The 26,373-nt window shown below is 64.0% G+C and carries 19 protein-coding genes and 1 pseudogene; 10 read left to right on the plus strand and 10 right to left on the minus strand.

All coding sequences use genetic code 11. From position 1 onward, the window contains the following. Positions 1-197: 197 nt before the first annotated feature. Both UIB01_RS01735 and treF read left to right on the plus strand, forming a co-directional pair. On the plus strand, positions 198-965 hold the full coding sequence (locus UIB01_RS01735) for an SDR family oxidoreductase (RefSeq protein WP_038656288.1): 768 nt from the start codon (positions 198-200) through the stop codon (positions 963-965). Then, entirely contained in the window at positions 962-2,575 is a 1,614-nt protein-coding gene (treF, locus tag UIB01_RS01740) for an alpha,alpha-trehalase TreF (RefSeq protein ID WP_038656290.1), read from the plus strand. Before UIB01_RS01735 ends, treF begins: the two co-directional genes overlap by 4 nt. A gap of 5 nt (positions 2,576-2,580) precedes the next feature. Here the strand turns inward: treF and UIB01_RS01745 are convergent, their stop codons facing one another. After that, positions 2,581-3,483 (minus strand): EamA family transporter, encoded by a 903-nt coding sequence (locus UIB01_RS01745; protein WP_038656292.1) that lies wholly within the window; start codon positions 3,481-3,483, stop codon positions 2,581-2,583. A gap of 344 nt (positions 3,484-3,827) precedes the next feature. Further along, complete coding sequence (locus tag UIB01_RS01750) at positions 3,828-5,948, minus strand: monovalent cation:proton antiporter family protein (protein ID WP_230585279.1); 2,121 nt, start codon at positions 5,946-5,948, stop codon at positions 3,828-3,830. 154 nt (positions 5,949-6,102) lie between these two features. Here UIB01_RS01750 and UIB01_RS01755 point away from each other — a divergent pair, with 154 nt between their 5' ends. Continuing rightward, a complete protein-coding gene (locus UIB01_RS01755) occupies positions 6,103-6,993 on the plus strand; it encodes a universal stress protein (RefSeq protein WP_038656296.1) in 891 nt (296 codons plus the stop codon). On the opposite strand, the gene UIB01_RS23040 is transcribed toward UIB01_RS01755, so the two are convergent. Next, complete coding sequence (locus UIB01_RS23040) at positions 6,884-7,651, minus strand: Rossmann-fold NAD(P)-binding domain-containing protein (RefSeq protein WP_439900401.1); 768 nt, start codon at positions 7,649-7,651, stop codon at positions 6,884-6,886. The two genes, UIB01_RS01755 and UIB01_RS23040, sit on opposite strands and share 110 nt — an antisense overlap. 240 nt (positions 7,652-7,891) lie before the next feature. On the opposite strand from UIB01_RS23040, the pseudogene UIB01_RS01765 reads away from it, so the two are divergent. Continuing rightward, positions 7,892-8,298, plus strand: a pseudogene (locus UIB01_RS01765) (winged helix-turn-helix transcriptional regulator). Between the two features lie 70 nt (positions 8,299-8,368). On the opposite strand, the gene UIB01_RS01770 reads toward UIB01_RS01765, so the two are convergent. From UIB01_RS01770 to UIB01_RS01780, 3 genes are read right to left on the minus strand one after another with little or no spacing between them, the layout of a single operon-like run. Beyond that, entirely contained in the window at positions 8,369-8,872 is a 504-nt protein-coding gene (locus UIB01_RS01770; RefSeq protein WP_038656300.1) for an LEA/WHy family protein, read from the minus strand. Next, positions 8,873-9,631 (minus strand): slipin family protein, encoded by a 759-nt coding sequence (locus UIB01_RS01775; protein WP_015275390.1) that lies wholly within the window; start codon positions 9,629-9,631, stop codon positions 8,873-8,875. Next, positions 9,621-11,003 (minus strand): NfeD family protein, encoded by a 1,383-nt coding sequence (locus UIB01_RS01780; protein WP_038656302.1) that lies wholly within the window; start codon positions 11,001-11,003, stop codon positions 9,621-9,623. The genes UIB01_RS01775 and UIB01_RS01780 overlap by 11 nt, the downstream gene beginning before the upstream one ends. Before the next feature lie 251 nt (positions 11,004-11,254). Between UIB01_RS01780 and UIB01_RS01785 the strand changes: the two genes are divergently transcribed. Then, positions 11,255-11,452: a hypothetical protein gene (locus UIB01_RS01785; RefSeq protein WP_038656304.1), complete on the plus strand. Its 198-nt coding sequence runs from the start codon at positions 11,255-11,257 to the stop codon at positions 11,450-11,452. Between the two features lie 6 nt (positions 11,453-11,458). On the opposite strand, the gene UIB01_RS01790 is transcribed toward UIB01_RS01785, so the two are convergent. Continuing rightward, positions 11,459-12,451 carry an SDR family oxidoreductase gene (locus UIB01_RS01790; RefSeq protein WP_038656306.1) on the minus strand — a complete coding sequence of 331 codons (993 nt, stop codon included), beginning with the start codon at positions 12,449-12,451 and terminating at the stop codon, positions 11,459-11,461. A 440-nt stretch (positions 12,452-12,891) separates the two neighbouring features. Here UIB01_RS01790 and UIB01_RS22605 point away from each other — a divergent pair, with 440 nt between their 5' ends. The 5 genes from UIB01_RS22605 to UIB01_RS01815 all read left to right on the plus strand — a co-directional run bounded on the left by UIB01_RS22605 (position 12,892) and on the right by UIB01_RS01815 (position 19,380). Beyond that, entirely contained in the window at positions 12,892-13,050 is a 159-nt protein-coding gene (locus UIB01_RS22605; protein WP_038656308.1) for a YqaE/Pmp3 family membrane protein, read from the plus strand. Positions 13,051-13,249: 199 nt separating this feature from the next. After that, on the plus strand, positions 13,250-16,768 hold the full coding sequence (locus UIB01_RS01800) for a response regulator (protein ID WP_038656310.1): 3,519 nt from the start codon (positions 13,250-13,252) through the stop codon (positions 16,766-16,768). 1 nt (position 16,769) lies between these two features. Continuing rightward, a complete protein-coding gene (locus UIB01_RS01805) occupies positions 16,770-17,588 on the plus strand; it encodes a CheR family methyltransferase (protein WP_038656312.1) in 819 nt (272 codons plus the stop codon). Beyond that, on the plus strand, positions 17,585-18,187 hold the full coding sequence (locus UIB01_RS01810) for a chemotaxis protein CheB (RefSeq protein ID WP_038656314.1): 603 nt from the start codon (positions 17,585-17,587) through the stop codon (positions 18,185-18,187). The genes UIB01_RS01805 and UIB01_RS01810 overlap by 4 nt, the downstream gene beginning before the upstream one ends. A 2-nt stretch (positions 18,188-18,189) precedes the next feature. Beyond that, positions 18,190-19,380 carry a hybrid sensor histidine kinase/response regulator gene (locus tag UIB01_RS01815; protein WP_038656316.1) on the plus strand — a complete coding sequence of 397 codons (1,191 nt, stop codon included), beginning with the start codon at positions 18,190-18,192 and terminating at the stop codon, positions 19,378-19,380. A gap of 156 nt (positions 19,381-19,536) precedes the next feature. On the opposite strand, the gene selO is transcribed toward UIB01_RS01815, so the two are convergent. The 3 genes from selO to UIB01_RS01830 form a co-directional block, all read right to left on the minus strand. Beyond that, positions 19,537-20,997: a protein adenylyltransferase SelO gene (gene selO / locus UIB01_RS01820; RefSeq protein WP_038656317.1), complete on the minus strand. Its 1,461-nt coding sequence runs from the start codon at positions 20,995-20,997 to the stop codon at positions 19,537-19,539. Positions 20,998-21,089: 92 nt separating this feature from the next. After that, complete coding sequence (gene mscK / locus UIB01_RS01825; RefSeq protein ID WP_038656319.1) at positions 21,090-24,380, minus strand: mechanosensitive channel MscK; 3,291 nt, start codon at positions 24,378-24,380, stop codon at positions 21,090-21,092. 128 nt (positions 24,381-24,508) lie between these two features. Continuing rightward, complete coding sequence (locus UIB01_RS01830; RefSeq protein WP_038656320.1) at positions 24,509-26,254, minus strand: potassium/proton antiporter; 1,746 nt, start codon at positions 26,252-26,254, stop codon at positions 24,509-24,511. Between the last annotated feature and the right edge of the window lie 119 nt (positions 26,255-26,373).

Here is a 26,373-nt window from a genome sequence, read left to right on the forward strand (position 1 = left end):
CCTTCGACGAGCAGCGGAGAGCCGGCCATTTTGCGCCTTTGCCCACAGGAGAGAAAGGTTAGTCAGCTAACGTAGATGCTCGGTGCGACCGGCTGCGTGCGCCGGGCTAAAGAGGGGAACGCGTGTCGCCTCGTTCCGTCTGATCTGCATACTGATCGAAACGGCATCGCGCCCGTCAGGGCGTGCGGAGGGTCGCAATGCGCTTGCAGAATCAGGTGGCTCTGGTCACCGGCAGCACCCAGGGCATCGGCCGCGGCATCGCCGTGCGCCTGGCCGAGGAGGGCGCCGATATCGTCATCAACGGCCGCCAGGACGACGAGCAGGCCCGCGAGAGCCTCGAACAGGTACGCGCCCTGGGCCGGCGGGTGTGCTTCATCGCCGCCGATGTCGGTGACGTCGAGCAGTGCCAGCGGTTGGTGCGCGAAGGCATCGAACAGATGGGGCGGCTGGATATCCTGGTCAACAACGCCGGTGTGCAGCGGCACGCCGCATTCCTCGACGCGCAGGCGGATGATTACGATCAGGTGCTGAACGTCAACCTGCGTGGGCCGTTCTTTCTCGCCCAGGCATTTGCCAGTCATCTGCGCGAGCAGGGCCGTGGCGGGCGCATCATCAACAACAGCTCGGTGCACGAAGAGCTGCCGCACCCCAACTTCACCGCCTACTGCGCGAGCAAGGGCGGGCTGAAGATGCTGATGCGCAATATCGCCATCGAGCTGGCGCCGCTGGGCATCACGGTGAACAACGTGGCGCCGGGCGCGGTGGAAACGCCGATCAATCGCGAGCTGATGAACCAGCCGGAAAAGCTTGCCAGCCTGTTGCAGAACATTCCCGCCGGCCGTCTCGGCCGCCCGCACGATGTCGCCGGCGTCGTCGCCTTTCTGGCTTCGCCAGATGCCGAGTACATCACCGGGACGACCCTGGTGGTCGACGGCGGCCTGCTATGGAATTACAGCGAACAATGACCGATATCCCGCCGTGCCAGCCGTTCGCCTACGATGTCAGCGCCATCTCGCTGGCCGATACGCTCACCCCCGCCGAGCGCTATCAGGAACTGTTCGTCGCCGTGCAGATGCAACGCATCTTTCCCGACAGCAAAACCTTCGTCGACTGCGCGCCTCTGCAGCATCCCGAAGCCATCCTGGCGGACTATCGAGGGCGTTGCGACGAGCCGGGCTTCGACCTCGCCGCGTTCGTTCGCGAGCATTTCAGCCTGTATGAAATGCCGGTCAAGGAGTTCGTCGCCGACCCCGACGACAGCCTGGCGGAGCACATCGACCGGCTCTGGCCGATCCTTACCCGTCATCCGCAGGACCATCCCGAGCATTCCTCGCTGTTGCCGCTGCCGCACGATTACGTGGTGCCGGGCGGGCGCTTCACCGAGCTGTACTACTGGGATTCCTACTTCACCATGCTCGGCCTGGACGAGAGCGGACATTGCGACCTGCTGCGCTCGATGGCGGACAACTTCGCCTACCTGATCGACACCTATGGCCACGTGCCCAACGGCAACCGCACCTATTACCTGGGCCGTTCGCAGCCGCCGGTGTTCGCCCTGATGACCGAGCTGTTCGAGGAAACCGGCGTCCACCGCGCCAGCGATTACCTGCCGCAGCTGCACAAGGAATATGCCTTCTGGATGGAGGGCGCCGAAGCGCTGCGACCCGGCGAGGCGCATCGACGCTGCGTCTGCCTGGCCGATGGCGTGGTGCTCAACCGCTACTGGGACGAGCGTGACACGCCGCGCGAGGAGTCGTATCGCGAAGATGTCGAAACCGCGCGCGCCAGTTGCCGGCCGCGGCATGAGGTCTATCGCGATCTGCGCGCCGGCGCCGAATCGGGCTGGGACTTCAGCTCGCGCTGGCTGGATGACGCCCACCGGCTGGCGACCATCCGCACCACCAGCATCCTGCCGATCGACCTCAACGCGCTGCTCTACAAGCTGGAGCGGCAGATCGCCGAACTGTCTGCAGTGAAGAACCAGCACGCCTGCGCCGAAGCCTTCGCCCGCCGTGCCGAGGCGCGCCTGGCGGCTATCGATCAGTACCTGTGGAACCCCCGCGCTGGCGCCTATTTCGATTACGACTGGCAGCGCGCCCGCCAGCGCGACAACCTCACCGCCGCAACATTGGCCCCACTGTTCGTCGGCATGGCTAGCGCCGAGCAGGCGGCCGCTGTCGCCCTGACCGTGCAGGCACGATTGCTCGCGCCGGGTGGCCTGGCGACGACGGAAATCGGTGGCAGTGGCGAACAGTGGGACCGCCCTAACGGCTGGGCACCGCTGCAGTGGATCGGCATTCGCGGCCTGCAGCGCTACCGCCACGATGCGCTGGCGCTGGAGATCGAAGAACGCTGGCTGAACATCGTCAGCCACCTGTTCGAGCGCGAGAACAAACTGGTGGAAAAGTACGTGCTGCGGCCCTGTACCGAGCACGCCGGCGGCGGCGAGTATCCGCTGCAGGACGGCTTCGGCTGGACCAACGGCGTCACCCGCAAGCTGATGCAGGAAGACCCCAATCACGAGGCCAACCGCTGCCGCGCCGGGAATTGCCGAACAGTCTCGCAGGGCACTTAAGGAGCCTAGCGGCGGTACGCCAGCAGGACGATACCGCCAACCACGATCAGGCCGCCGAACACCTGTGTGGCGCCGAGCACCTGCCCGAGGATCAGCCAGCCCAGCACCATACCGGCCACCGGCTCCATGTTCATCACCGGCGCGTTGCGCGCGATGTTCAGGCGCGGCATGCAGATGAACAGCGTCGAGAAGGCCGCGCCGTAGAGCAGGACCAGGCAGCCCAATGCGATCCAGCCAGCGGTTGCGCTGGGCAGACTCAGCCCATCGGGTATCAGGTCGCCCGCGCCCAGCAGGGTGGACGCGCTGAAGACCACCGCCATCGTCAGCATGCTGCGTACCGAACCGGCCATGTGCGACAGCTTGTGCTCGGTGACCCACAGCGCCGCCGCGAACACCGCTGCAGCGGTCAGGCTGAACAGGATGCCGGCGGTCCATTGTCCATCCGGAGCCGCGCTGCTGAGCAGGCGTGCAGGAACGTCCAGCACCAAAACCAGCCCGAACAGGATCAGTCCCATGATCGCCAGCGCCTGGCGGGTCGGCCGCGCGCCCCCGAGCGTCCAGGTGAGCAGCGCCAGCAGAATCGGCGACAGGTTCACCACCAGCAGTGCCAGGGCCACGGGAATGCGCGCCACCGCCGAATAGATGCAAAAGCTCTGCACCGTGATCAGCAGACCGAGCAGGATCTGCCAGCGCCAGGTGGCGCCGCCCAGCCGTAAAGATTCACGCCGCCAGAACACCAGCGCGAGCAACGCCAGCAGCGTTACCCCGGCGCGGCAGAGCATTGCCAGCAGCAGACCGGTGTCGTGGTCGAAGGCGATCCGCGCGGCGATATGGTTGGCGGCGAATGAGCAGGCCAGGGTGGCCAGGATCAGTACGGCGATATGGCGGGGAAAGGGCGCGGCTAACATGGCAGGGGCACTATGTCCTTGAAGCGGGGAGCCGCCACAAGCGGCCCTGGTTGGGCAAGTATCTCGGCAAACGGGGCCGCTAGACAGCCGGTGCGTGTGCTTCTACGAGCAGGGACTTCCAGGGCAGAGCACCCGGCGCTCGTCGCTCGCTAGGGTGTATGAATGACCGAGAGAGAATACAGATCCCTGTTCGTTGCGCCGGTCGCATCCGCCGGAAATGGCATTGATGGCCAAATGCAGTGGCAGTTCCCTGTGCCGGTGCCACCGATGCTGATCGAAGTAGCGGCGCGACACACAGTTGGGGTTGGAGCGCGTCGAAGCGGCAGCAGTTGCTCCGCTGCAGCTCAGCCGAACAGTGTTTGCTCTGCCTGATTCAGGTCCTCGGGAGCACCGAACAGCACGAGGACGTCGCCCTGCTGCAATCGCGTCTCGGCTGGCGGGCTCAGCAAGCGCTCTCCATCGCGGACCAGCGCTGTTATCACCACACGCTCGAGGGTGAAGTCGGCCAACTTGCGCCCCACCGGCGGGCTGTCCGAGGGCAACGCTAGTGGTCGGAGCCGGACGGCGTCCTTTTCGTCAGGCCCCTCTGTCAATGCATCGCCACGATAAAGCTCGCGGAGCATCTGGTAGCGCTGGTTACGCTGTTCCTGCATCCGCCGCACGACTCGCGAAAGTGGCACTTTCAGCTGAAGTAGAGCCTGCGATGCAATCATCAGGCTCGCTTCCAGTGTTTCCGGTACGACCACCGACGCGCCCGCGTCGGATAGCTCCTCGACATGGGCTTCGTCGCGTGTGCGAACCATGACAGGCAGATCCGGGCGCAAGCTGCGGATGTGATGCAAGGCTTTCACCGCAGCGGCCACATCCTCATGGCTGATCACCACCAGGCGCGCCGAGCTCACGCCAACGACTTCCAGAATGTCCCGCTCGCAAGCGTCGCCATAGAACACCGGTTCCCCCGCCGTGTGGGCGTCGTTGACCTTCAGCGAGTCCAGATCCAGCGCCACGAAGGGGATGTTTTCCTCTTCAAGAAAGCGTCCTACGCTCTGGCCGATACGTCCGTAGCCGCAGATGATGACGTGGTCGCGAAAACTGCCTGCTGCTTCTGCCGGCACGGTCGGTGCGTTGCACTCCTGCGAGCGGTTTTTTCGATTAACCAGAAGGCTCGCGATGGTTTGGTTGTAACGAATCAGGAAGGGGGCAAGGATCATCGAGAAGAGGATGGCGGTGAGTGTGATCTGCCCGGCTTGCGTATCGATCAGCTGAGCCCCCAGCGCCAGCGCAAGAAGGGCAAGGCCGAATTCACCACCCACGGCCAGCAATAAGCCGGTACGCCAAGCAGTGAGCGTATCGATTCCCGCCCAGCTCACCAGCAATGCGACCAACACCGTCTTGCTCAGCAGAAGCACCGCTGCGCTGGCCAAGGCCCAAGGCCAGATCTGCAATATGGCCGAGGGATCGAACAGCATGCCGATGCCGACGAAGAACAGGCCAAGCAGAACGTCCCGAAATGGGCGTACCGTGGACTCGACCTGATGGCGAAACTCGGTTTCACCGAGGATCATGCCCGCCAGAAAGGCGCCAAAAGCCAGTGAAAGGCCAAGACTGTGGGTAACCCAGGCAGCCGTTAGCGACACGAACAGCACCGTCAGGGTAAACAGCTCGGCTGATCGCCTTTCCGTGACGGCTCGGAACACCGGGCGTGCTAGCCAGCGACCGACGAAGAACACGATGAGGAAGGCCAGTACGGCCTTAGCCAAGGCCCAGAAAAGCGACCAGGTCAGCGCCTCGGCACCGACGCTCATGCCAAGTACGGGAATCACGACTACGAACGGGACGGCAGTTATATCCTGAAAGACCGAGAGGGCCGTACCGAGTCGACCGTGACGGCTGTTCTCTTCTGCCTGGTCGGTCAGCTGTTTGGTGATGATCGTCGTGGAAGATTGGGCGAACACCGCGCCGACCACGAAAGCCGCCGCAACCGGCAGGCCGACCAACCAGGCCACGAAGCCAACGACTGCGGTGGTGAGGATGACCTGACCGGTCCCCAGGGGCAAAACCTGATGGCGCAGGGTATGAAGTTGCGGTAGGGCGAAGTTCAGACCAATGGTGAACAACAGAAAGACGATCCCGAACTCGGCGAAGCCTTGGATATATTGAGAATCGACCACTGGCCCGATCGTGTAGGGGCCGAGAATCACACCGGCAAGCAGATAGCCCAGGCTGGACGGCACTCTCAGCCGCTGGAAGGCCGTGATGATTACAACCGACAAACCGAGCAGAAGGAGAATCTGCCCGAAATGATGTTCGCTCAACGGTAGCCTCCAGTTAGGCCGCATGGTCAGCAAAAGCGCTGCACTCGATTTGTGGCTGCGTCCCTTTGAGCAAAGTCGCTCAAGCGCAATATGGCACATGTGTCTAACGGCACATGCCTGATCAACTCGCTGATGGTCGCTGAGACGCAAGCCTCTCGCCAGCGCAGGGCATTACTGTCGTTCGCCGACTGATCCAATCTACACTGCGGACATCTCCTTACGGCCGCTGCCGCTAGTGGACGCATTAGTGCATCTTATTCGTGCGCGGCAGCCAGCCACCGTCCCATCCTTCGGGGAGCTGAACATGAACCAGGCTCGTATCACGCGACTGCTAGCCCTAACCGACTTCTCCGCACCGGCGCGACATGCAGCGGAGCGGGCGGCCATGGTGGCTAAGCAAACCGGCTCCGCGCTCGATCTTCTGCATGTGATCGACAGTGGGTTGCTCAAGCGCCTGCAGCAGCTCGGCGGCGGTGTTTCTGCCGAGGTTGAAGAGCGGCTGCTGGATACCGCCCGTGAGAATCTGCAACGCCTCGCGGAAGTACTTATGACGCATCGCGACGTGACGCCTGGCGTTCATGCAGCGAAAGGGGCTCTGTTACGAACTCTCGTGGCGCAGGCCGACCGTATGAACCCCGATCTCCTGGTGCTTGGTGCGCGCGGAGCGAGCCATATGCGTCATTTGTTTTTGGGCTCGACTGCCGAGCGGATGCTGCGCATGGCGGTGCAGCCGCTACTGGTTGTCAAACAGCAGCCCCATGAGGGATACAGAAAAATCCTCGTTGCGGTCGACTTTTCGGCGTGCTCGTTACGCGCGCTTCGACTCGCGCAAGCCGTGGCCCCCGGGGCTGAGTTCGTAGTGTTCCATGCCTTCGAAGTGCCGTTCGAAAGCACGCTGCAATATGCAGGCATCAAAGAGTCCGAGATTTCTCGTTTTCGTGCCGCCGCGCAGCTGGAGGCCGATACCAAGCTCAGGGAATTGATTCGAGATAGCGGGCTTGCACCCGCGTCGACCACGGCCTTGGCCGTGCGCGGAAATGCGACCCAGCACATCATCGAACAGGAGCAGGAGTCCGACTGCGATCTCATCGTGATCGGCAAGCATGGGGAGGTTCTGCTTGAAGATCTTCTGCTGGGCAGCGTGACCAAGCATGTGTTGGTCGAGGCGCAGGGGGATGTGCTGGTAGCGATCTAGCCGTTCTGCTGTCCCGTGCCTCCCGGTAGGGCCGCACCAGCCGGTGCTGACGGCAGTCATTCACTCGCGCAACGCTATCGCAGCAGGTGCTGCTCCACCCATTGAGCGACCGTCGTGGCCGGAATGCCGCGCTCAGCGTTGTAGGTGCGGGACTTGTCCTAGGCGACTCCCACGCCTTCGGCGAACACCGCCCGGTACTTGCGCATGGGGTCGTCCGGGCGGCCATCAGCTCGTTACGGCGCATGGGGACCGTCCATTGCTCACGTCGCATGGGGCGCTCCAACAAGCGCTCGACGGTGTCAGTCAGCTGGCCGTAGCTGATGGTATCGCCGGCGCAGAAGAGTATCGGATTGCCCTGGACCGGCTCGCAGACGATTCGGGCGGTCAGGCGGCCGATGTCCTCAGGCGTCGTAACCGTCACGGCGGTTTGCCAGCTGCCGAGTGCGCGAACGATGTCGTTGTCCAGATCGACCACGCCGAGGGCCGGCTCGAACAGGAAGCTGGTGAGCATGCCGGTGGAGATGATCTGCCATTGAAGGCGGGTTTGAGCACGCAGCATGTGACGCACGTCCAGCTGATCATCGAACAGCGGCTGCGGGCTTCCTCGGCCGATGGCGTCATAGTCGACGCCGAACTGCCACGGGATATAGCGCTTCACTGTCGACTGCAGCGCCGCCTGGGTCAGTTTGCGTTAGATGCCGGGCCCCGCGGCGAAGCCGAGGCAGCTGATCAGCGTGTCGAAACCACTTAATAGCTGCGCCAGATGCTCAACGGAGTCACCGCCTGCATCGGCAACTGCATGTGTGCGATCTCCTCGATGGATTAACGGTGACGTTTTGATCCTGTCACTCTCAATGAGCATTCAGAAGAAGGCACAGGCGTGATACCGCATGAAGAAATGACCGAAGACAAGGTGATCCGTTATTCGCAGGCTGCGTGCGAGGCGCTCAGCGCCGAGGATGGCAAGCTCAAGCGTGAGGTGCTGACGCATGCCGGTAACCGTCGGTCGCTCGGCATCGTGCACGTGTTGGATGTAAGCGGAAAACTTCGCCATACCGAGTTGGCCCGCCGCCTGGATGGTGTCACGCAACTGTCCCGCAGCCTCAGGCATCTGGAGCGCGACGGGCTGATTCTGCACTTCGATCACCGGGAAGTGCTTTCGCGGGTGGAATCCGAGCTGACGGCGCTTGGCGGGGGTTTCAGGCACGCATGGTGCCGCTGTGGATGTGGCTGCTAGAGAACGCCGAGGCGTTTCGCGCGGCTCGTGATAGTTTTGATGCGGAACGCGCTGGCAACCATCAATGATTCGACCGCACCGGCGTTTAGCAGGGTGGGCCAAGCGTGATGGTCGAGCTAATGATTAGTGGTCGTATGACTAGGGGCGGCGGTAGGGAGAAACTGTGACGGGCGACAGGTCGAAGGTGCCTTTCTCGACGAAGCGCTGGGTGCCGAATAGGCCGCCGGCAAGCTTGCCGCGCAACACATAGGGCACTTCATCGAGACCGATGTGCTCGGCCAGCCCCAGCGCCTGGCGCGCGGCGGAGAAGGCGGAAATGGTTACCGGCACGCTGAGCACGCTCTCGCCGAAGCGTGGCACCGTGCCGCGCTGGTCGCTGACGCCGCTGGCCAGCCGGCGGCCGTTCACCTCCAAGTCGAGGGCGACGCCGTTGTAGTCGATGGCGGCGTCGTTGGGGTTCTGCAGGCGCAGCCGGACCATGAAGCGCAACTCCAGGCCTTCGCCTTGCAACGGCTGGATGCCGGCAACCTGGACATTAAGCGGGTCGCGTGGCGAAAAGGCTGCGCAGGCGCCGAGCGCCGAGGCAAGCAGGGCGATCAGCAGCAGGCGCAGCGGGCGGTGAAGCATGGCAAATATGTGCACTCAGGGTTTCCTGTCGAGGTTCTTGATGCCCTGCAGCAGCTCGATGGGCAGCGGGAAGACGATGGTAGAGCTCTTGTCGCCGGCGATGTTGCTCAATGTCTGCATGTAGCGCAGCTGCATGGCGCCCGATTGCCGGCCGAGCATCTCGGCGGCCTGCATCAGCTTTTCCGAAGCCTGCAGTTCGCCCTCTGCATGAATGACCTTGGCGCGCCGCTCGCGTTCCGCCTCGGCCTGGCGGGCGATGGCGCGGACCATGGACTCGTCGAGGTCGACGTGCTTGATCTCGACGTTGGCCACCTTGATGCCCCAGGCGTCGGTCTGTGCGTCCAGAACCTGCTGGATATCGGTGTTGAGCCGCTCGCGTTCGGCCAGCATGTCGTCCAGCTCATGCTTGCCGAGTACCGCGCGCAGGGTGGTTTGTGCCAGCTGGCTGGTCGCCGAGTGGTAGTCCTCGACCTCGATGATCGCCTTCTGCGCGTCCAGCACTCGGTAATACACCACCGCATTGACCTTGACCGAAACGTTGTCGCGGGAGATCACGTCCTGGGTCGGTACGTCCAGCACCAGGGTGCGCAGATCGACCCGCACCATCTGCTGCACGCCGGGGATGATCAGGATCAGGCCTGGCCCCTTGACCTTCCAGAAGCGGCCGAGCATGAACACCACGCCGCGTTCGTACTCGCGCAGGATGCGAAACGCCGAGGCGAGCACCCCCACCAGCAATACCAACAGCACCAGAAAACTCATTTCATAAGCCATGGTTCAGCTCCTCTCGATTGGTTGTAGACGGTGGCGCGACCTCCAGTTGCAGGCCGTCCCGGGCGATCACGCGTACCTGCTGGCCGACCTGCAGCGCGGTGGCGCTGCGCACCTGCCAGTTCTCGCCGTGCAGGTGCACCCAGCCGCTGTGCGGGTTCTGTGGCGGCACCGCGTCGACCAGGACCAGGCTGCCGATCAGTGCGCTGTCGCCGCTGACCAGTCGCTGGCGCCTTGCCTTGAGCGCCATGGCGACGAGGGCGAATACCAGCAGGGCGCTGATGATTGCCAGTGGCACGATCAGCGAGAGCGGTATGCCGAAGCCAGGAACTTCGGTGTCGATCAGGATCACCGCGCCGGCGACGAAGGCCGCGACCCCGCCGATACCAAGTACGCCGAAGCTGGGCAGAAAGCCCTCGGCGACCATGAAGGCGATGCCGAGCAGGATCAGCGCGACGCCGGCGTAGTTCACCGGAAGCAGTTGCAGCGCATACAGCGCGAGGATCAGGCAGATGCCGCCGAGCACGCCACCACCGCCCATGCCCGGGCTGGAAAATTCGAGGATCAGCCCGTAGATGCCGATCATCATCAGGATCAGCGCCACGCTCGGGTTGGTGATCACCGCCAGCAGGCGTACCCGCCAGTCCGGTGCATGCTCGATCAGCTGCGCATCGGCGGTGTTCAGGCTGACGTCGCCCGCGATGGTCGCGAGGGTCTTGCCGTCGAGCTGGCGCAGCAGGTCGGCGACATCGCGCGCCAGGTAGTCGATCACCTTGAGTTCCAGTGCTTCGCTGGCCGACAGGCTGACCGCCTCGCGCACCGCCTGCTCGGCCCATTCGGCATTGCGCTCGCGCAGCTGGGCGAGGCCGCGGATATAGGCGGCCGCGTCGTTGATCTGCTTGCGGCTCATGGCATCGGTGGGCTTCTGCGTGTCCTCATCCTTTTCGCCCTTGGGCTGCTCGGGTGGAGTGCCGGGCATACCGCCGCCGATCTGTACCGGCGTCGCCGCGCCAAGGTTGGTGCCCGGCGCCATCGCTGCGACATGGCTGGCATAGAGCATGTAGGTCCCGGCGCTGGCCGCGCGGGCCCCGCTGGGGGTGACATAGGTGGCCACCGGGATCGGGCTGGCGAGGATCGCCTTGATGATGGCGCGCATGGAGGTGTCCAGCCCGCCGGGGGTGTCCAGTTCCAGCACCACCAGCTGCGCACCCTCGTCGCGGGCGTGTTGCAGGCCGCGCAGGATGTAGTCGGCACTGGCCGGACCGATGGCGCCATCCACCCGCAATAATGTCACCGGGGCCGCGGCGAGTAACGGGCCGGCCAGTAACAGCAGCAAGGCCAGCGACCGGCGCAATAGGCGCATGGGGCGGGGCATGGCATTCTCCTCGGGCAGTGCAGGAGGTACTGCCTGTCCCCTGAGCGTAGACGACCGGTTCGGCTGCGTCGGTTGCTGCGCGGGTATGCCACGCACGGCACGCCACTGAACTCTGGCCGAGGTGACTGCCTCACAATTGCAGCTTGGCAGTAACCGCGAAGAAAGAAGGAATTAGCCGTGATGGTGATCGTTTCCCCGCCCGTTGAGAGGTCAATGGTCATGCCGAAGCATCGGCAGGATGGAGCTGCCTGATGCCTGCACCGCGCAGCAAAGCCGTCGAGAGGATGATGAGTGCCGTGCGCTGGACGGGCTTCTGTGCATGTTCAGTGGCCGCCGTGGGTTACGCCGTCATCGGCAACTACAACATGGCGGGGGCGATGCTGGCGCTGGCTGTGCTCTCCTGGATCAATATCCGCCGCAAGCGCGGACCGCAGCCGCCCGGCGCCTGAGTGGCGTCAACGCCCGCGTCGCCCCAATGCCCATCCGACACCCAGCGCCAGCATGGCGCCAGCGCCCAGGGCCAGCTTGCCCACATTCGCCGCGCTGATGGCAAGCGCGCGCGATTGCGCCTGATCACCGAAATGGCCGTCGGTTGCGTGCAGTCCTTCGACTGGTTCGAACAGGTTGTCCGGGCGGTTTTCCGGTATGCGTTCGGGCACCAGCTGCCCGTCCCAGGCTTGCCGCGCAAGCATGCGATCGAGCAGGCCGGGCATGAACAGCGTGCCGATGATCGCCTTCAGGCTCGCGCTGCCGACCCACAGCTCCCGCGGTGCTTCACGGGCCGCGCGCAGGATCGCCTGGGCAGCGACCTCCGGTGTATGGATCGGCGGCACCGGTTGGGCGCGCCAGCCCACCTTGTTGCGTGCCCAGTCGAACTGCGGGGTGTTATGCGCTGGCAGCTGGACCATGGTCAGGCGTATGGCGCTGTTGTCGTGGATCAGCTCGCAGCGCAGCGAGTCGATGAAGCCGCGAATGGCGAACTTGGCGCCACAGTAGGCGGACTGCAGCGGTATGGCGCGATAGGCCAACGCCGAGCCGACCTGGACGATGGTGCCGCGGTTACGCGGACGCATGCAGCGCAGGGCGCTCAGGGTGCCGTGCACGCTGCCCAGGTAGGTGACTTCGGTGACGCGGCGGATTTCCTCGGCGGTCAATGCGCCGAAGGGGCCGAACACCGTGGCCATCGCGGCATTGACCCAGGCATCGATCGGCCCCAGCTCTGCTTCGACGCGGCTGGCCGCGGCATCCAGCGCCTTGGCATCGGCGACATCGGCGGAAATCGCCAGCACGGTCGCGCCCAGCGCTTCGAGTTGTTCGCGGGTTTCGCGCAGGCCCTGTTCGCCTCGCGCGATCAGCGCGACCCGATAGCCGGCTTTGGCAAAGGCCTCGGCAGTTGCGCGGCCGACTCCGGCGGTTGCGCCACAGATCACCGCGGTTGAATCAGGCATGGAAAACCCTCTGGTCGATGCACGTAAAGGTCGCGTAGTGCTACGCGAGTTGTGCTTAGACGACCCATCCGGGCAGCGGCGAGTTCCGCCTTCGGCGTCGGGCTGTTCCTTAGTGAATCGCTCGGCTATCGACCAATGGCCAATGGCAGGGAAGTGGTCCTTCTGAGATGGTTAGCAGGCTAAGCGATAACCTTGGCGCGCCGCTTTGCTCATAAGGCAAAGCGGCATGACGTAGCGACGCCGCTGCCACAGGCGCGATTATGTCTTTCCCCTAAGTGCATCCATCCGATGCCCTCGGCGGCTTATCCGGTCGCCTTCGGTTTCCAGCCCGCTGCCCTTGCGGCAGCGGGTATCTGTCCGCCTGCCAAGGAACCCGTCGGCGCCGATCAGGTCGATTCAATAGGCCCTGCAATGGCCACCTTGACCTGACGGAGACCATGATGGACCTCATCCGCATCCTCATTGCGATTCTATTGCCACCGCTTGGCGTGTTCCTCCAGGTGGGCTTCGCCGGCGCGTTCTGGCTGAACATCCTGCTGACGCTGCTGGGCTATATCCCCGGTATCATCCACGCAGTCTGGATCATCGCCCGCCGTTGATCGCCCCGGCCCGGATCAAGCCGGGCCCGTTTTGAACTCCTGCCGCTGCCCGTGTAGAGTCGCGCCTTCCTGCGCTACGGAACCAATCACGCGCGAAACACTCAAGAAAACGCCGCTAACCGAGCGCGATTGACCGTGGGCGATCATCCGCGCCATGCGCCGCGTTCGTCTCGTCCCGGGTATACGGAAAGGAAACCAGATGAGCGAGTCCTTCATCGATCAGAACAACTTCAGACGGATCCTCAACCGCAATGTGGCAGTGCCACTGGGTTTTGGCTTTCTCAGCGCCTTCTTCTTCAGCGCCATCGTCTATTACCTGTTGAGCGTCAGTCACTGGGTAGAGCGCTCGGTACAAGGAGTGGGCTACGCCCACGAGGCGCAGAAGATGCTCAACGATATCGAATCCTCGATGCGCGGTTACCTCATAGCCGGTGAGGCGCGCTTCCTTGAGCCCTACGAGCGGGAGTTGCCCCTTTTCGAGCAGCAGCTGGAACTGATGCGTAATTACTCGGCGGGCGACCCCGAGCAGCTCGAGCGCGTCGAGCGCGTGGTCATGCTGCACGGGCAATGGCTGAGATTCGCCGAGAACCTGATCGAACAACGCGGCCAGGGGCTGTCGATAACCGAGGAAGTGCAGAGCAAGCGCGGCCTTGAGCTGAAGGAGGACCAGCGCCGCCTGCTCAACGACTTCATTGCCCGCGAGCGCCAGCTGCGCGTCGAGCGTACCGATGTCTCGGAAGTGGTCACCACCGCGCTGATCGGTGGCTTCCTGCTGTTCAGCCTGATTTTCAGCGGCATGCTGGTCTATCTCGGTCGCCGTGACTTGACCTCCTTGTCCACCACCTATTCAGAGTTGCTGGGCAAACAGCATGCCCATGCCGAGGCACTGGAACAGCAGGCCTGGTATCGCACCGGGCAGACCCAGCTCAGCGATTCGATCATCGGCGAATTGGCCCTGCCGGCACTCGGCCAGGGCGTGCTGAATTTCCTGTCGCGCTACATCGACGCGGCGGTGGGGGCGCTGTACGTGGTGCAGGACGGCAAGCTGCAGCGCGCCGCCGAATATGCCTATGACCCCGAGCATCTGCAGAGCGCGCGCACGCTCGAGGTCGGCTCCGGTCTGGTAGGCCAGGCGGCGCTGGAACGCCGGGTGATGGCGCTGCAAGACCTGCCGACGGACTATCTCAAGGTCACCTCGGCGCTGGGCAATACCGCACCGCGCTCGGTGCTCATCGTGCCGGTGGAAGACAGCGGTATGCTCAACGGCGTGATCGAACTGGGTTTCCTGCGGCCGCTGCGCGAGCAGGACAGCGAATTGCTGCGCCGCATCGCACCGAGCATCGGTTCGGCGATCGAAGCGGCGCGTTATCGCCAGCGCCTGCAGAAGGTATTGGCCGAAACTCAGCAGCTCAATGAGGAGCTGCAAGTGCAGCAGGAAGAGCTGCGCGCCGCCAACGAGGAGCTGGAAGAACAATCCAACGCCCTGCGCGAGTCCCAGGCACACATGGAAGAGCAGCAGGCCGAGCTGGAGCAGACCAACGAGCAGCTGGCCGAGCAGACCGAAGAACTGGCGCGCCAGCGCGACCAGATGGACGAGAAGAATCAGCGGCTGAACGAGGTGCAGCTGATGCTCGAACAACGCGCCGACGAGTTGCAGCGCGCCAGCCGCTACAAGTCCGAATTCCTCGCCAACATGTCCCACGAGCTGCGCACGCCGCTGAACAGCTCGCTGATCCTGGCCAAGCTGCTGGCCGACAACCCCGACGGCAACCTCAGCGACGATCAGGTGCAGTTCGCCCGCTCGATCTACTCGGCAGGCAACGACCTGCTCACCCTGATCAACGACATTCTCGACATCTCCAAGGTGGAGGCCGGCAAGCTCGACGTGCATCCGGAGCTGACCATCCTCACCCGCCTGGTCGACGGCATGAAGAACCTGTTCCTGCCGCTGGCCATGGAAAAATCCCTGCAGTTCAGCGTGGAGTTGGCGGACGACCTGCCGGCCAGCCTGTTCAGCGATCGCCAGCGCCTGGAGCAGATCCTCAAGAACCTGCTGGCCAACGCCTTCAAGTTCACCGAGAAAGGCTCGGTGACGCTGCGTGTCGAGCCGCGCGGCGACGACCTGCTGGCTTTCGCCGTGCGTGACACCGGCATCGGCATCGCCCAGGAACAGCAGGCGGCCATCTTCGAGGCGTTCCGCCAGGCCGACGGCACTACCAACCGCCGCTACGGTGGCACCGGCCTGGGCCTGTCGATCTCCCGCGAGCTGGCCAATCTGCTCGGCGGAGAGATCGAGGTGCAAAGCCAGCCGGGTGCCGGCAGCACCTTCACCCTGGTCGTACCGCAGAACTACAGCGAAGCGCTCGTCGCCGCGCCGGTGGTGCAGGCGCCGAGCAGCCAACCGGAACCGGTCAGCAAGCCGGCGCTCGCGCCGATCAGTGCTCCGGCCCGGCGTGACGAGCCGGAACTGCTGAATCGTGCCGCCGCGCCGCAGGAGCGCCTGCCCGATGATCGCGGCAGGTTCCCGTTCAAGGAGCGCTGCGTGCTGGTGATCGAGGACGAGCCGCAGTTCGCGCGCATCCTCCACGATCTCGCGCATGAGCTGCAGTACAGCTGCCTGCTGTCGCAGAACGCCGACGATGGCTTCGATACCGCCGTGCAGTACAAGCCGGACGCCATCCTGCTCGACATGCGCCTGCCGGATCACTCTGGCCTGACCGTGCTCGAACGGCTCAAGGAGAATCCCGCGACCCGGCATATCCCGGTGCATGTGGTATCGGTGGAGGATCGCAAGGAAGCGGCGCTGCAGATGGGCGCGGTGGGCTACGCGATGAAGCCGACCACCCGCGAAGAACTGAAGGACGTCTTCAGTCGCCTCGAGGCCAAGCTGGCGCAGAAGGTCAAACGCATCCTGCTGGTCGAGGACGACGCCCTGCAGCGCGAGAGCATGTCGCGGCTGATCGAGGACGTCGACATCGAGATCACTGCCGTGGAGTTCGGCGAGCAGGCGCTTGAGTTGCTGCGCGACACGGTGTTCGACTGCATGATCATCGACCTCAAGCTGCCGGACATGGACGGCAGCGAACTGCTCGAACGCATGGCCAAGGAGGACATCTGTTCGTTCCCGCCGGTGATCGTCTACACCGGACGCAACCTGACCCGCGACGAGGAAGCAGCACTGCTCAAGTACTCGCGCTCGATCATCATCAAGGGGGCGCGCTCGCCGGAACGTTTGCTCGACGAGGTCACGCTGTTCCTGCACAAGGTCGAGTCGGACATGCCGCCTGAGCGGCAGAAGATGCTGAAAAGCGCGCGCAGCCGCGAAAAGGCCTTCGAGGGCCGCAAGATCCTGGTGGTGGATGATGACGTGCGCAACGTCTTCGCCCTGACCAGCGCGCTGGAGCAGAAGGGCGCGCTGGTGGAAATCGCGCGTAATGGCCTGGAGGCGATCGACAAGCTGCAGCACGATGCCGACATCGACCTGGTGCTGATGGACATCATGATGCCGGAGATGGATGGCTTCACCGCCATGCAGGAGATCCGCAAGGACCTGCGTTTCGCCAAGCTGCCAATCATCGCGGTGACCGCCAAGGCGATGAAGGACGACCAGGATCGCTGCCTGCGCTCGGGCGCCAATGATTACCTGGCCAAACCCATCGACCTCGACCGGCTGTTCTCGCTGATCCGCGTCTGGCTGCCGAAAGTGGAGCTACTGTGAAATGCCCGACCGTAACGTCGAGATCGAACTCAAGCTGCTGATCGAGGCCATCTACCTCAAGTACAGCTACGACTTCCGCGACTATTCCGGCGCCTCGCTCAAGCGCCGGGTGTTGCTGTCGCTCAAGCAGCTGAACTGCGAAAGCATCTCCGCTTTGCAGCGCAAGATTCTCTATGACCCGCAGGCCTTCATGGACCTGCTGCAGTTCCTCACCATCCCGGTCAGCGAGATGTTCCGCGATCCCAGCTATTACCGCGCGCTACGGGAGCAGGTGGTGCCAGTGCTACGCACCTATCCGTCGCTGAAGATCTGGATTGCCGGCTGCAGCACCGGTGAAGAGGTGTATTCGATGGCGATCCTGCTCAAGGAGGAGGGGCTGCTGGAGCGCTCGATCATCTACGCCACCGACATCAACCCGCGTTCGCTGGAGCAGGCGCGCCAGGGCATTTTCGCCGTCGACCACCTGCGCCAGTACACCGCGAACTACCAGCAGGCGGGCGGCACGCGCAGCTTTTCCGACTATTACACCGCTGCCTATGACTCGGCGATCATGGACAAGTCGCTGAAAGAAACGGTTACGTTTGCTGACCATAGTCTGGCGACCGATAGCGTATTTTCCGAAACGCATTTGATCTCCTGCCGCAACGTGCTGATCTATTTCAACAAGCCGCTGCAGGATCGTGCCTTCGGGTTGTTCCACGAATCGCTCTGCCATCGAGGCTTTCTCGGCCTCGGCAGCAAGGAAACCGTCGAATTTTCGGGCTATGCCGGCTACTACGAGCCGTTCAACAAATCGGAAAGGATCTTCCGCAAGCTATGAGCAGTTCAGAGCAGGCGATTCTGCAAGCGAGACGCCAGCTGCCGATCGAGGCCGTGGTGATCGGCGCTTCCGCGGGTGGGCTCGAGGCGCTCGGGATAGTGCTCGAAGGCCTGCCGAGCGGTTACCGGCCACCGATCCTGGTGGTCCAGCATATTCCTGCCAACGGGCCTACCCATCTGGCCGAAATCTTCGGCCGCAGAACCCGGTTGCAGGCCAAAGAGGCGGACGACAAGGACCAGCTACGCTCGGGAATGTTGTACTTTGCCGCACCTGGCTATCACTTGCTGGTCGAGAGCGACCGCAGCCTCTCCCTGAGCCAGGATGACGCGGTGCATTTTTCCCGCCCTTCGATCGATGTGCTGTTCGAATCGGCAGCCGATGCCTGGGGGCCGCAGGTTGCCGGCGTTCTGCTGACCGGCGCCAACGAGGATGGTGCCGCCGGCCTCGAAGCGATTCATCGCAGCGGCGGACTGACCGTGATTCAGGACCCCGCCGAAGCGGCCGTACCGACCATGCCGCGAGCCGCTCTGCAGCGCTTCGCACCGGATTACATCTTGCCCCTGCGCAACATCCACCGTTTGTTGCGAGAACTGGAGTGACCATGCCCGACCGTGCCGACGAGGTGAATCTGCTGATCGTCGATGACCTGCCGGAGAACCTGCTGGCGCTGGATGCCTTGTTGCAGGCGCCAGGCGTGCGGGTGCATCAGGCCGAGTCGGCCGAGCAGGCGCTGGAGCTGTTGCTGCGTCATGAGTTCGCGCTGGCAATCCTCGACGTGCAGATGCCGGGCATGGACGGCTTCCAGCTGGCCGAGCTGATGCGCGGTACCGAGCGCACCAAGCAGATCCCCATCGTCTTTGTCAGTGCGGCCGGCCGCGAGCTCAACTATGCCTTCAAGGGCTACGAGAGCGGTGCGGTGGATTTCATGCAAAAGCCGCTCGATGCCCATGCCGTGCGCAGCAAGGTCAGCGTGTTCGTCGATCTGTACCGAGGTCGCAAGCGTCTGGCGCGGCAGCTGGAGGCCCTGGAGCGCAGCCGTCGCGAACAGGAAGTGCTGCTCGACGAGCTGCGCAGCACCCAGGCCGAGCTGGAAGACGCGGTGCGCATGCGCGACGACTTCATGTCCATCGTCTCGCACGAGCTGAAAACACCGCTCAACACCCTCATTCTCGAGGTGCAGCTGCGCAAGCTGCAGCTCAGCCGCAACAACTTCGCGGCCTTCAGCGAAGAGCGGCTGCGCAACATGGTCGACAAGGACGAGCGCCAGATCCAGAGTCTGATCCGGTTGATCGACGACATGCTCGATGTTTCGCGCATCCGCACCGGCAAGCTGTCGATTCGCCCGAGCCGCACCGACCTCAGCCAGCTGGTCGGCAACGTGGTGGAGAACTTCGCGGCGCAGATGGAAGCCTGCGGTTGCGAGCTGCGGCTGGAGCGAAACGAGCCGATCGTCGGCGTATGGGATGCCTTCCGTATCGAGCAGGTACTGGCCAATCTGCTGACCAATGCGATGCGCTACGGCGCTGGCAAGCCGGTTCAGGTCAGCGTTGCGTCATGTGCCGAGGGCGCCTGCATCGAGGTACGCGACCACGGCATCGGTATCAGCGCGAGGAGTTTGGAGCGCATCTTCTGTCAGTTCGAGCGCGCCGAGGGCAGCGAAAGCAGCGCCGGGCTGGGCCTGGGGCTGTTCATCGCCGACCAGATCGTGCGTGCGCACAAGGGCCGCATCCAGGTGCAGAGCGAGGAAGGCCGCGGCTCCGTATTCCGCGTGGTGCTGCCGCTGGGCGAGTAGCCGCACCCTCCCGATCATGTTTTGTTGCTTTGGCGCAGGCCTGCGAGCCCTATTCGCCGCGAGGGCGCGCCTCCCACGGGAGTGCCCGGCGCAAGCTGCTTTTGCATTGTGGGAGGGCCGCCCTCGGCGCGAGCTTTTGATTTTTCGTTCTCGTTGTCAGGACGAGCAGCTGATCTCCAGATGCTTGCCCCATTCAGGCGGCCGCTCGGCGTAGCGCTGCATGCCCGGTTGCTCCTCGAAGGGGCGGCTGAGCACGGCGTGCAATTCGCGCACCGGCGCGTAATCGCCTTTCTCCGCGGCCTCGATGGCCTGCTGCGCCAGGTAGTTGCGCAGGATGTACTTCGGATTAACTGCCTGCATGCGCGCCTGTCGTTCGGCCGGGTCGCCCGCCTCGCGCGCCGTTCGTGCGCAGTAGTCCGCGGCCCAGGCATCGAAGCCCTGCAGATCGACGAAGTCCTCGCGCAGGCGGATTACCGCCTGTTCGGCAGTGTTTTCGCCGAGTTCGCGGAAGAAATTCGTGTAGTCGACGGCACTGGCCTGCATCAGTTGCAGCAGGCGGCGTAAAAGCTCGTCGTCATCCGCTTCGGCCTGGGCGAAACCCAGACGCCGGCGCATCAGGTCCAGCCATTCGGCCTCGTACAGCGGCAGGAACAGCTCCATCGTCTCGCGCAGTACCTTGACGTCGACGAAGGGGGTCAGCGCCTGGGCCAGAGCAGCCAGGTTCCAGTGGGCGATGGGCACCTGGTTCTCGAAGGAGTAGCGGCCCGTGTCATCGGAGTGGTTGCAGATGAAGCGAGCATCGAAGTCGTCGAGAAACGCGTAGGGGCCGAAATCGAAGGTGATGCCGAGGATCGACATGTTGTCGGTGTTCATCACCCCGTGGCAGAAGCCGTAGGCCTGCCAGCGGGCGATCAGCGCGGCGGTGCGTTCCAGCACCGTGCGGAAGAACATGTGGAACGGCTCGGGATGTTCCAGCAGCTCGGGGAAGTGCGCTTCGATGACGTGTTCCAGCAGCTGCTTCAGCTCGGCGTGCTGGCGGGTGTAGTAGAAAAACTCGAAGTGGCCGAAGCGCACGTGGCTGGGGGCCAGGCGCAGCAACATGGCGCCGCGCTCGGGGCGCTCGCGATACACGGTTGAATCCGAGCCGGTGACGCACAGCGCGCGCGAGCTGGGTATGCCCAGCGCGTGCAGATGTTCGCTGGCGAGGAATTCGCGGATCGATGAGCGCAGCACCGCACGGCCGTCGCCCATGCGCGAGTAGGGCGTCTTGCCGGCCCCCTTGAGGTGCAGGTCCCAGTATTCGCCCGCCTCGTTGACCACTTCGCCGAGCAACAAGCCGCGGCCATCGCCGAGCTGCGGGTTGTAGCTGCCGAACTGGTGGCCGGAGTAGACCATCGCCCGTGGCTCGGCGGTCGACCAGATCTTGTGCCCGGAGAACAGTTCGGCGAACAGTGGCTGTTCGGCCTCGGCCGGGTCCAGATCCAGCAGCGCCATCGCCGCCGCGCTGACGACCACCACACGCGGCTCGCTCAGCGGCTGCGGCGACACCTCGGTGGAGAAGGTGTCGCCGAGACGGGCGAAGCGGTTGTCGAAGGTCAGTTGGGTCAGGGTCTTCAAAGATGCCTCCGGGGCGGCATGCAGGCAAGAATAGCCCGGCCGCCGCCGGGCATGTTCAGGAGGTTGGAGGCTGCGACCTGGCTGAGTGTTCCTCAGCCGCGATCGTCGGTCGCCGGCTTCTGCTCGTCGGCGGTCTTGGGCGTGGCGCTCAGTTGCAGCTGCTGGCCAGCGACGTTCTTCAGGAATACGTCGACCTGGCGGAAGGCGATGTTGATGCCGGCCTTGTTGAATTCGCGATCGATGAAACGGTTGATCTCGTCAGTCGCCGGGTTGCGGTCGCCAAGGTCACGCACATGGATGCGCAACTCGTGATCCAGGGTGCTTTCGCCGAAGTTGAGGAAGAACACCTGCGGCTCCGGCTCCTTCAGCACCCGCGGATTGTCCTGGGCGGCCTTGTAGAGAAGGGCCTTCACCTGATCCAGGTCCGAGCCATAGGCCACGCCGACCTTCACCGTCACGCGGGTGACGGTGTCGCTCAGCGACCAGTTGATCAGCTGACCGGTGATGAAGGTCTTGTTCGGGACGATGATGTCCTTGCGGTCGAAGTCGGTGATGGTGGTGGCGCGGATGCGGATCCGGCTGACCGTGCCCGACAGGTTGCCAATGGTCACCACGTCGCCGATGCGTACCGGGCGCTCGAAGAGGATGATCAGGCCGGAGATGAAGTTGGCGAAGATCTCCTGCAGGCCGAAACCCAGACCCACCGACAGCGCCGCCACCAGCCATTGCAGTTTGTCCCAGCTGACGCCGAGGGTGGACAGCGTGGCGACGATTCCGAAGCCGGCCAGCGCGTACGACAGCAGGGTGGTGGTGGCGTAGGCGCTGCCCTGGGCTAGGCGCAGCTTGGACAGCACCATGACTTCGAGCAGGCCAGGCAGGTTGCGCGCCAGAGCGACGGTAATGGCAATGATCAGCAGCGCGCCGAGCAGGTTGTTCAGGCTGATCGCCGCGGTGGTCAGGGTCTCGCCGCTGCCGCTGGTGTATTCGTAGAGGGTGATGTTGTCCAGATAGGACACCACCGAGATCAGGTCGGACCAGACCCAGTACAGTGCCACTAGGAACACGCCGAACATGGTCAGGCGGGTCAATCGCAGCGACTGCTGGTTGACCTGCTCGATATCCAGCCCCGGCTCGCCCTGGGTTTCCACCGTATCGCTGCCATCGTCGCCCTGAGCCTGACGCTTGGCCAGTGCACGCTTGTAGGCCAGGCGCCGCGCGGCTACGGTCAGTCCGCGGATCAGCGCCGCTTCGACGACGATCCAGATCATCAGCAGGTAGAGCGTGTCGATCAGGCGGTCGGTCAGCTTCAGCGCGGTGTAGTAATAGCCGAAGCCCACCGCGACGATCAGTGCGATCGGCAGCACGCTGAACAGCAGGCCGATCATCAGACGCAGCGGTGGGGCGTTCTGGCTCGACGGCCCCTTGAGCAGCAGGCGGTTGAGGCGCCAGCTCATCAAGGCGAAGCAGGTCAGGACCACGAGGATGCCGAGCACATCGTCAGCCAGCCGCGCCGGCTGGTGTTCGGCCACGCTGACCACGGCGACCAGGGCCATGACGATCATGCCCAGCCGGCGGATCTCGTCGCGCAGGAAGGCTACCTGCGGCCGTGACCAGCCGAAGTGCAGCTCCGCCACGCGTCCCGGCGAGAGCATGCGATAGGCGCTGTAGAACACCAGCCAGGCCTGGGCCATTTCATACAGGGCGGCGCCAAGCACGGAATTCTGCCCGCGCGCATCCATCTGCAACAGGTAGCCGCACAGCGCCAGAAACAGCGCGCCGGGCAGCGCCAGCAACAGATTGAGCAGCAGGGCCAGGGGGGTATGCAGCTGGCTGTCATTGCGGAAGTGGCCGATCTGCTCGCTCAACGAACTGAGTTTGGCGTCGATGGTTTTGCGCCAGTACAGCAGCCCGGCGATCAGCAGCAGCAACGGCAGGAAGAACAGTGGTCGTTCCTTTAGGCCGGCGCCCAGTTCCTGCAGCGCCGAAAGCCAGGGCATTGCCGCCAGCTGCACTTTCAGTCGCTGCACCGATCCCTGCAGCCAGCCGAAATCCAGCGGCTTGTTGCTTGGGATCCAGAACATCTGCTCTTCCAGGGTATCGCTGAGCATCCGAGCGGTGTCCTGCAGCTGCTTCTGGTTCAGCTGCAGGGTGATCGAAGCATTGAGCAGAGCATCCAGCTCGCGATTGAGGCGGTCGAGCAGTTCGCTGCGAGTGGTCGCCAGCTCGAGCAGCGTGCGTCGCAGTTCGGGTGTCACGTCTTCTTCGCTCTGCCGTGCCAGCAGCTGGTCAACGTAGGCGGCGGCATTGCCGGAGGCTTCCCGGCGCTGGTTGAGTTCGAACTGGTAGAGGCGGATATCGGCGATTTCGTCGGCGAGGTTCTTGTCCAGCTGTAGGCTCGGCAGCGCCTGTTTCTGCTGGTAGAGAATGCGCGACAGCAGCAGGCTGCCCTCGAGCACGGCGATCTGCTCTTCCAGCGCCTGATCGGTCTGGTTGAGCGTATCGAGCTGCTGACGGGTCTTGAGGTTCTGCTGGTTGAGACGGTTTAGCCGCTCGGTCGCGCGCAGCAGATAGTCGGACAGCTTGAGGTTTTCGGCACTCTCGGCGGCGAGCAGCTTGTCCGAGCCGGCTTGCTGCACCCGTGCCGAGAATTCGGCCACGGTCTGTTCCGATTCGGCGCGACGCTTTTCGTTGATCAGCCCCTGCAGCGCTTGTGTCTCCAGCTCGGCGCGGGCGATGCGTTCGGCCAGCAGATCGCGGCGTGCCTTGCCCAGGTCCTGCAACAGGCTGTTGCCGGCCAGTTCCTGGCGGCGCAGATCGATCTGCGCGCTGAGTGAAACGATCTCGGCGTCCAGCAGCGCGCGGCGCTCCTCGCTCAACGGCTTGCCTGATTCGCGCCCGCTCTTGAGCAGGTTGTTGACTTCCTGAATGCGCGTCTGCGCCGTGCTGATCTGCGCCTGGGCGCGCTCCGGGCGGGTCTGCGCGGTGATGATCATGCTGTTGGCGGCGCTGAACTGCTTCTGCCATTCGGACAGCTCTTCGACCCGTGCGCTGAGACGCTGCTCGAGAGCCTCGACCGACTGCTTGGCGTAGCGCTGCGCCGGGTCTTCATCCGGGCTGGCCTTGAGCTTGGCCAGTTCGCGCTGAGCCTCGGCAATTTCCTTGGGGGCCTGGGCCAGCAGGGCCTTCAGGTCCTCGGCGCGCTTGTTGCTGGTTTCGGTCTGCTGAACCATGCGTTGGGTTTGCTCGCCCAGCGACAGTTGCGCAGGTTTCGCCTCGCCTTCGGTGGCCGGCGGCGTGCCAGTCAGGCTTTCCAGCGATTGGGCGTGCAGGGGGGCGACGAACAGGCAGAACGTCGAGAACAGCAGGGTGCGCAGAAGTGACATGGGGGCAGTGACGTAGGCGGATGACCAGAGAGGGCGAAAGTCTACGGGCTGCGCCAGCCTAGCGCGAGTACCCTGCAGCCGGCCGACGGACGGGCGGTTGGCCGCGTCGCTCGCCGGCTGCGCTGCCGCTAGAACATCAGCTGCGGACCGGGCTTGTCGCCTTCCGGGAATTTGAGGCCGACCTTGCGCACTTCGCCGGCTTCCATCGCCGCCACGGTCCAGGTCAGGCCGTTCCATTCGATCTGGTCGCCCACCACCGGATTGCCACTGACCTGTTCGGCCATGAAGGTGCCGATGGTCTGGTTGCCGTCCACCTCGCCGAGCTTGAGCCCGTAGAGCGCCGCGATGGCGCTGAGCTGGGCATCGGCTTCGAGGATGAAGTCGCCGAAGAAGCGCAAGTCCTGGCCGCGCTTGGGCGCCTGGCTGAACAGTTTGCCGAGGGCCGGCAGGTCTGCGTCATGGCCGATCACGCAGAGAATGTCGTTGACCTGCAGCCGGGTGCTGCCGGACGGGTGCAGCAGGTCCTTGCCACGGAACAGGGCAGCGATGCGCGTGCCGGGTGGCATCTTCAGCTCGCGCAGGGCGGCGCCGACGCACCATTTGCTGGCGCTAAGGCGGTAGACGAACATTTCCCACTGGCTGGTTGTATGTACCTGCAGGCCACTACGTGAGACGGGCATTGGCGAAGGTGGTACTTCGACCTTGGCCTTCTTTGCGGCCCAGGTCAGCGTCGAGCCCTGCAGCAGCAGCGACACCAGCACGATGAAGAAGGCCACGTTGAAGAACAGCTGGGCGTTTTCCAGCCCGGCCATCAGCGGGAACACCGCGAGGATCACCGGTACTGCGCCACGCAGGCCGATCCAGGAAATGAACAGGCGCTCGCGCAGGTGGAAGCTGCGAAACGGCAGCAGGCTGACGAACACCGCCAGCGGCCGGGCGAAGAGGATCATCCACAGCGACAGCGCCAACGCTGGCAGTGCAATGGGCAGCAGTTCGCTGGGTGTCAGCAGCAGGCCGAGCACGAGGAACATACCGATCTGGCTGAGCCAGGCCAGACCGTCGAACATGTGCAGGATGCCGTGGCGGTTGCGGATCGGCCGGTTGCCCAACAGCAGGCCGCAGACATAGATCGCCAGGATGCCGCTGCCGCCGATGGAGCCGGACAGGGCGAAGATCATCAGGCCACCGGCCACCGCCAGCAGTGGGTAAAGGCCGTCGGCCACCGCCAGCCGATTGATCAGCTGCAGCAACAACCAGCCGCCGAGCAGGCCGAGCAAGGTGCCGATGCCGAACTGCTGCAGCAGGGTGAGCAGGAAATCCCAGCCGAAGGTGGTGCGGCCGGCGAGCAGCATGTCGATCAGCGCGACGGTGAGGAACATCGCCATCGGGTCGTTGCTGCCCGATTCGATTTCCAGGGTCGAACCGACCCGTTCGTTCAGGCCTTTGCCGTTGAGCAGGTTGAACACCACCGCAGCGTCGGTGGAGCCGACGATGGCGCCGATCAGCAGCCCCTGCAGCAGCGGCAGATCGAACAGCCAGGCGGCGGCCAGCCCGGTCAGGCCGGAGGTGATCGCCACGCCCAGGGTCGCCAGGGAAAAGGCCGGTTTGAGTGCGACGCGGAAGGTTGCAGTGCGGGTGCGCATGCCGCCGTCGAGCAGGATCACCGCCAGCGCCAGGTTGCTGATGACGAAGGCCAGCTGGTAATCGCCGAAGACGATACCGCCGACGCCGTCGACGCCGGCGAGCATGCCCACGGCAAGGAAGATGACCAGAATCGGCACGCCGAGGCGGTTCGACAGCGAACTCATCAGGATGCTCGCAGCCACCAACAAGGCACCGATAAAGAACAGGTGGTTGAGGTTGCCGAGGTCCAAATCAGGTCTCCGTCAGAGAATGCCGCCTCGCGCTCATGCACGGGATATGCCAGCGATTCTAACCCGATGATTTGGCAGGCTGTAAAAAAAACGCCCCGCATGAGCGGGGCGCCGTACGT

This window comes from Stutzerimonas decontaminans (assembly GCF_000661915.1).
GTDB classification, from domain to species: Bacteria; Pseudomonadota; Gammaproteobacteria; order Pseudomonadales; family Pseudomonadaceae; genus Stutzerimonas; species Stutzerimonas decontaminans.

Bases quoted from the DNA above. Each gene is read 5' to 3' on its own strand.
- UIB01_RS01735 (WP_038656288.1), top strand. From the start codon at position 198: ATGCGCTTGCAGAATCAGGTGGCTCTGGTCACCGGCAGCACCCAGGGC.
- treF (WP_038656290.1), top strand. From the start codon at position 962: ATGACCGATATCCCGCCGTGCCAGCCGTTCGCCTACGATGTCAGCGCC.
- UIB01_RS01745 (WP_038656292.1), bottom strand. From the start codon at position 3,483: ATGTTAGCCGCGCCCTTTCCCCGCCATATCGCCGTACTGATCCTGGCC.
- UIB01_RS01755 (WP_038656296.1), top strand. From the start codon at position 6,103: ATGAACCAGGCTCGTATCACGCGACTGCTAGCCCTAACCGACTTCTCC.
- UIB01_RS01775 (WP_015275390.1), bottom strand. From the start codon at position 9,631: ATGGCTTATGAAATGAGTTTTCTGGTGCTGTTGGTATTGCTGGTGGGG.
- UIB01_RS01780 (WP_038656302.1), bottom strand. From the start codon at position 11,003: ATGCCCCGCCCCATGCGCCTATTGCGCCGGTCGCTGGCCTTGCTGCTG.
- UIB01_RS01785 (WP_038656304.1), top strand. From the start codon at position 11,255: ATGCCTGCACCGCGCAGCAAAGCCGTCGAGAGGATGATGAGTGCCGTG.
- UIB01_RS01790 (WP_038656306.1), bottom strand. From the start codon at position 12,451: ATGCCTGATTCAACCGCGGTGATCTGTGGCGCAACCGCCGGAGTCGGC.
- UIB01_RS22605 (WP_038656308.1), top strand. From the start codon at position 12,892: ATGGACCTCATCCGCATCCTCATTGCGATTCTATTGCCACCGCTTGGC.
- UIB01_RS01800 (WP_038656310.1), top strand. From the start codon at position 13,250: ATGAGCGAGTCCTTCATCGATCAGAACAACTTCAGACGGATCCTCAAC.
- UIB01_RS01805 (WP_038656312.1), top strand. From the start codon at position 16,770: ATGCCCGACCGTAACGTCGAGATCGAACTCAAGCTGCTGATCGAGGCC.
- UIB01_RS01810 (WP_038656314.1), top strand. From the start codon at position 17,585: ATGAGCAGTTCAGAGCAGGCGATTCTGCAAGCGAGACGCCAGCTGCCG.
- UIB01_RS01815 (WP_038656316.1), top strand. From the start codon at position 18,190: ATGCCCGACCGTGCCGACGAGGTGAATCTGCTGATCGTCGATGACCTG.
- mscK (WP_038656319.1), bottom strand. From the start codon at position 24,380: ATGTCACTTCTGCGCACCCTGCTGTTCTCGACGTTCTGCCTGTTCGTC.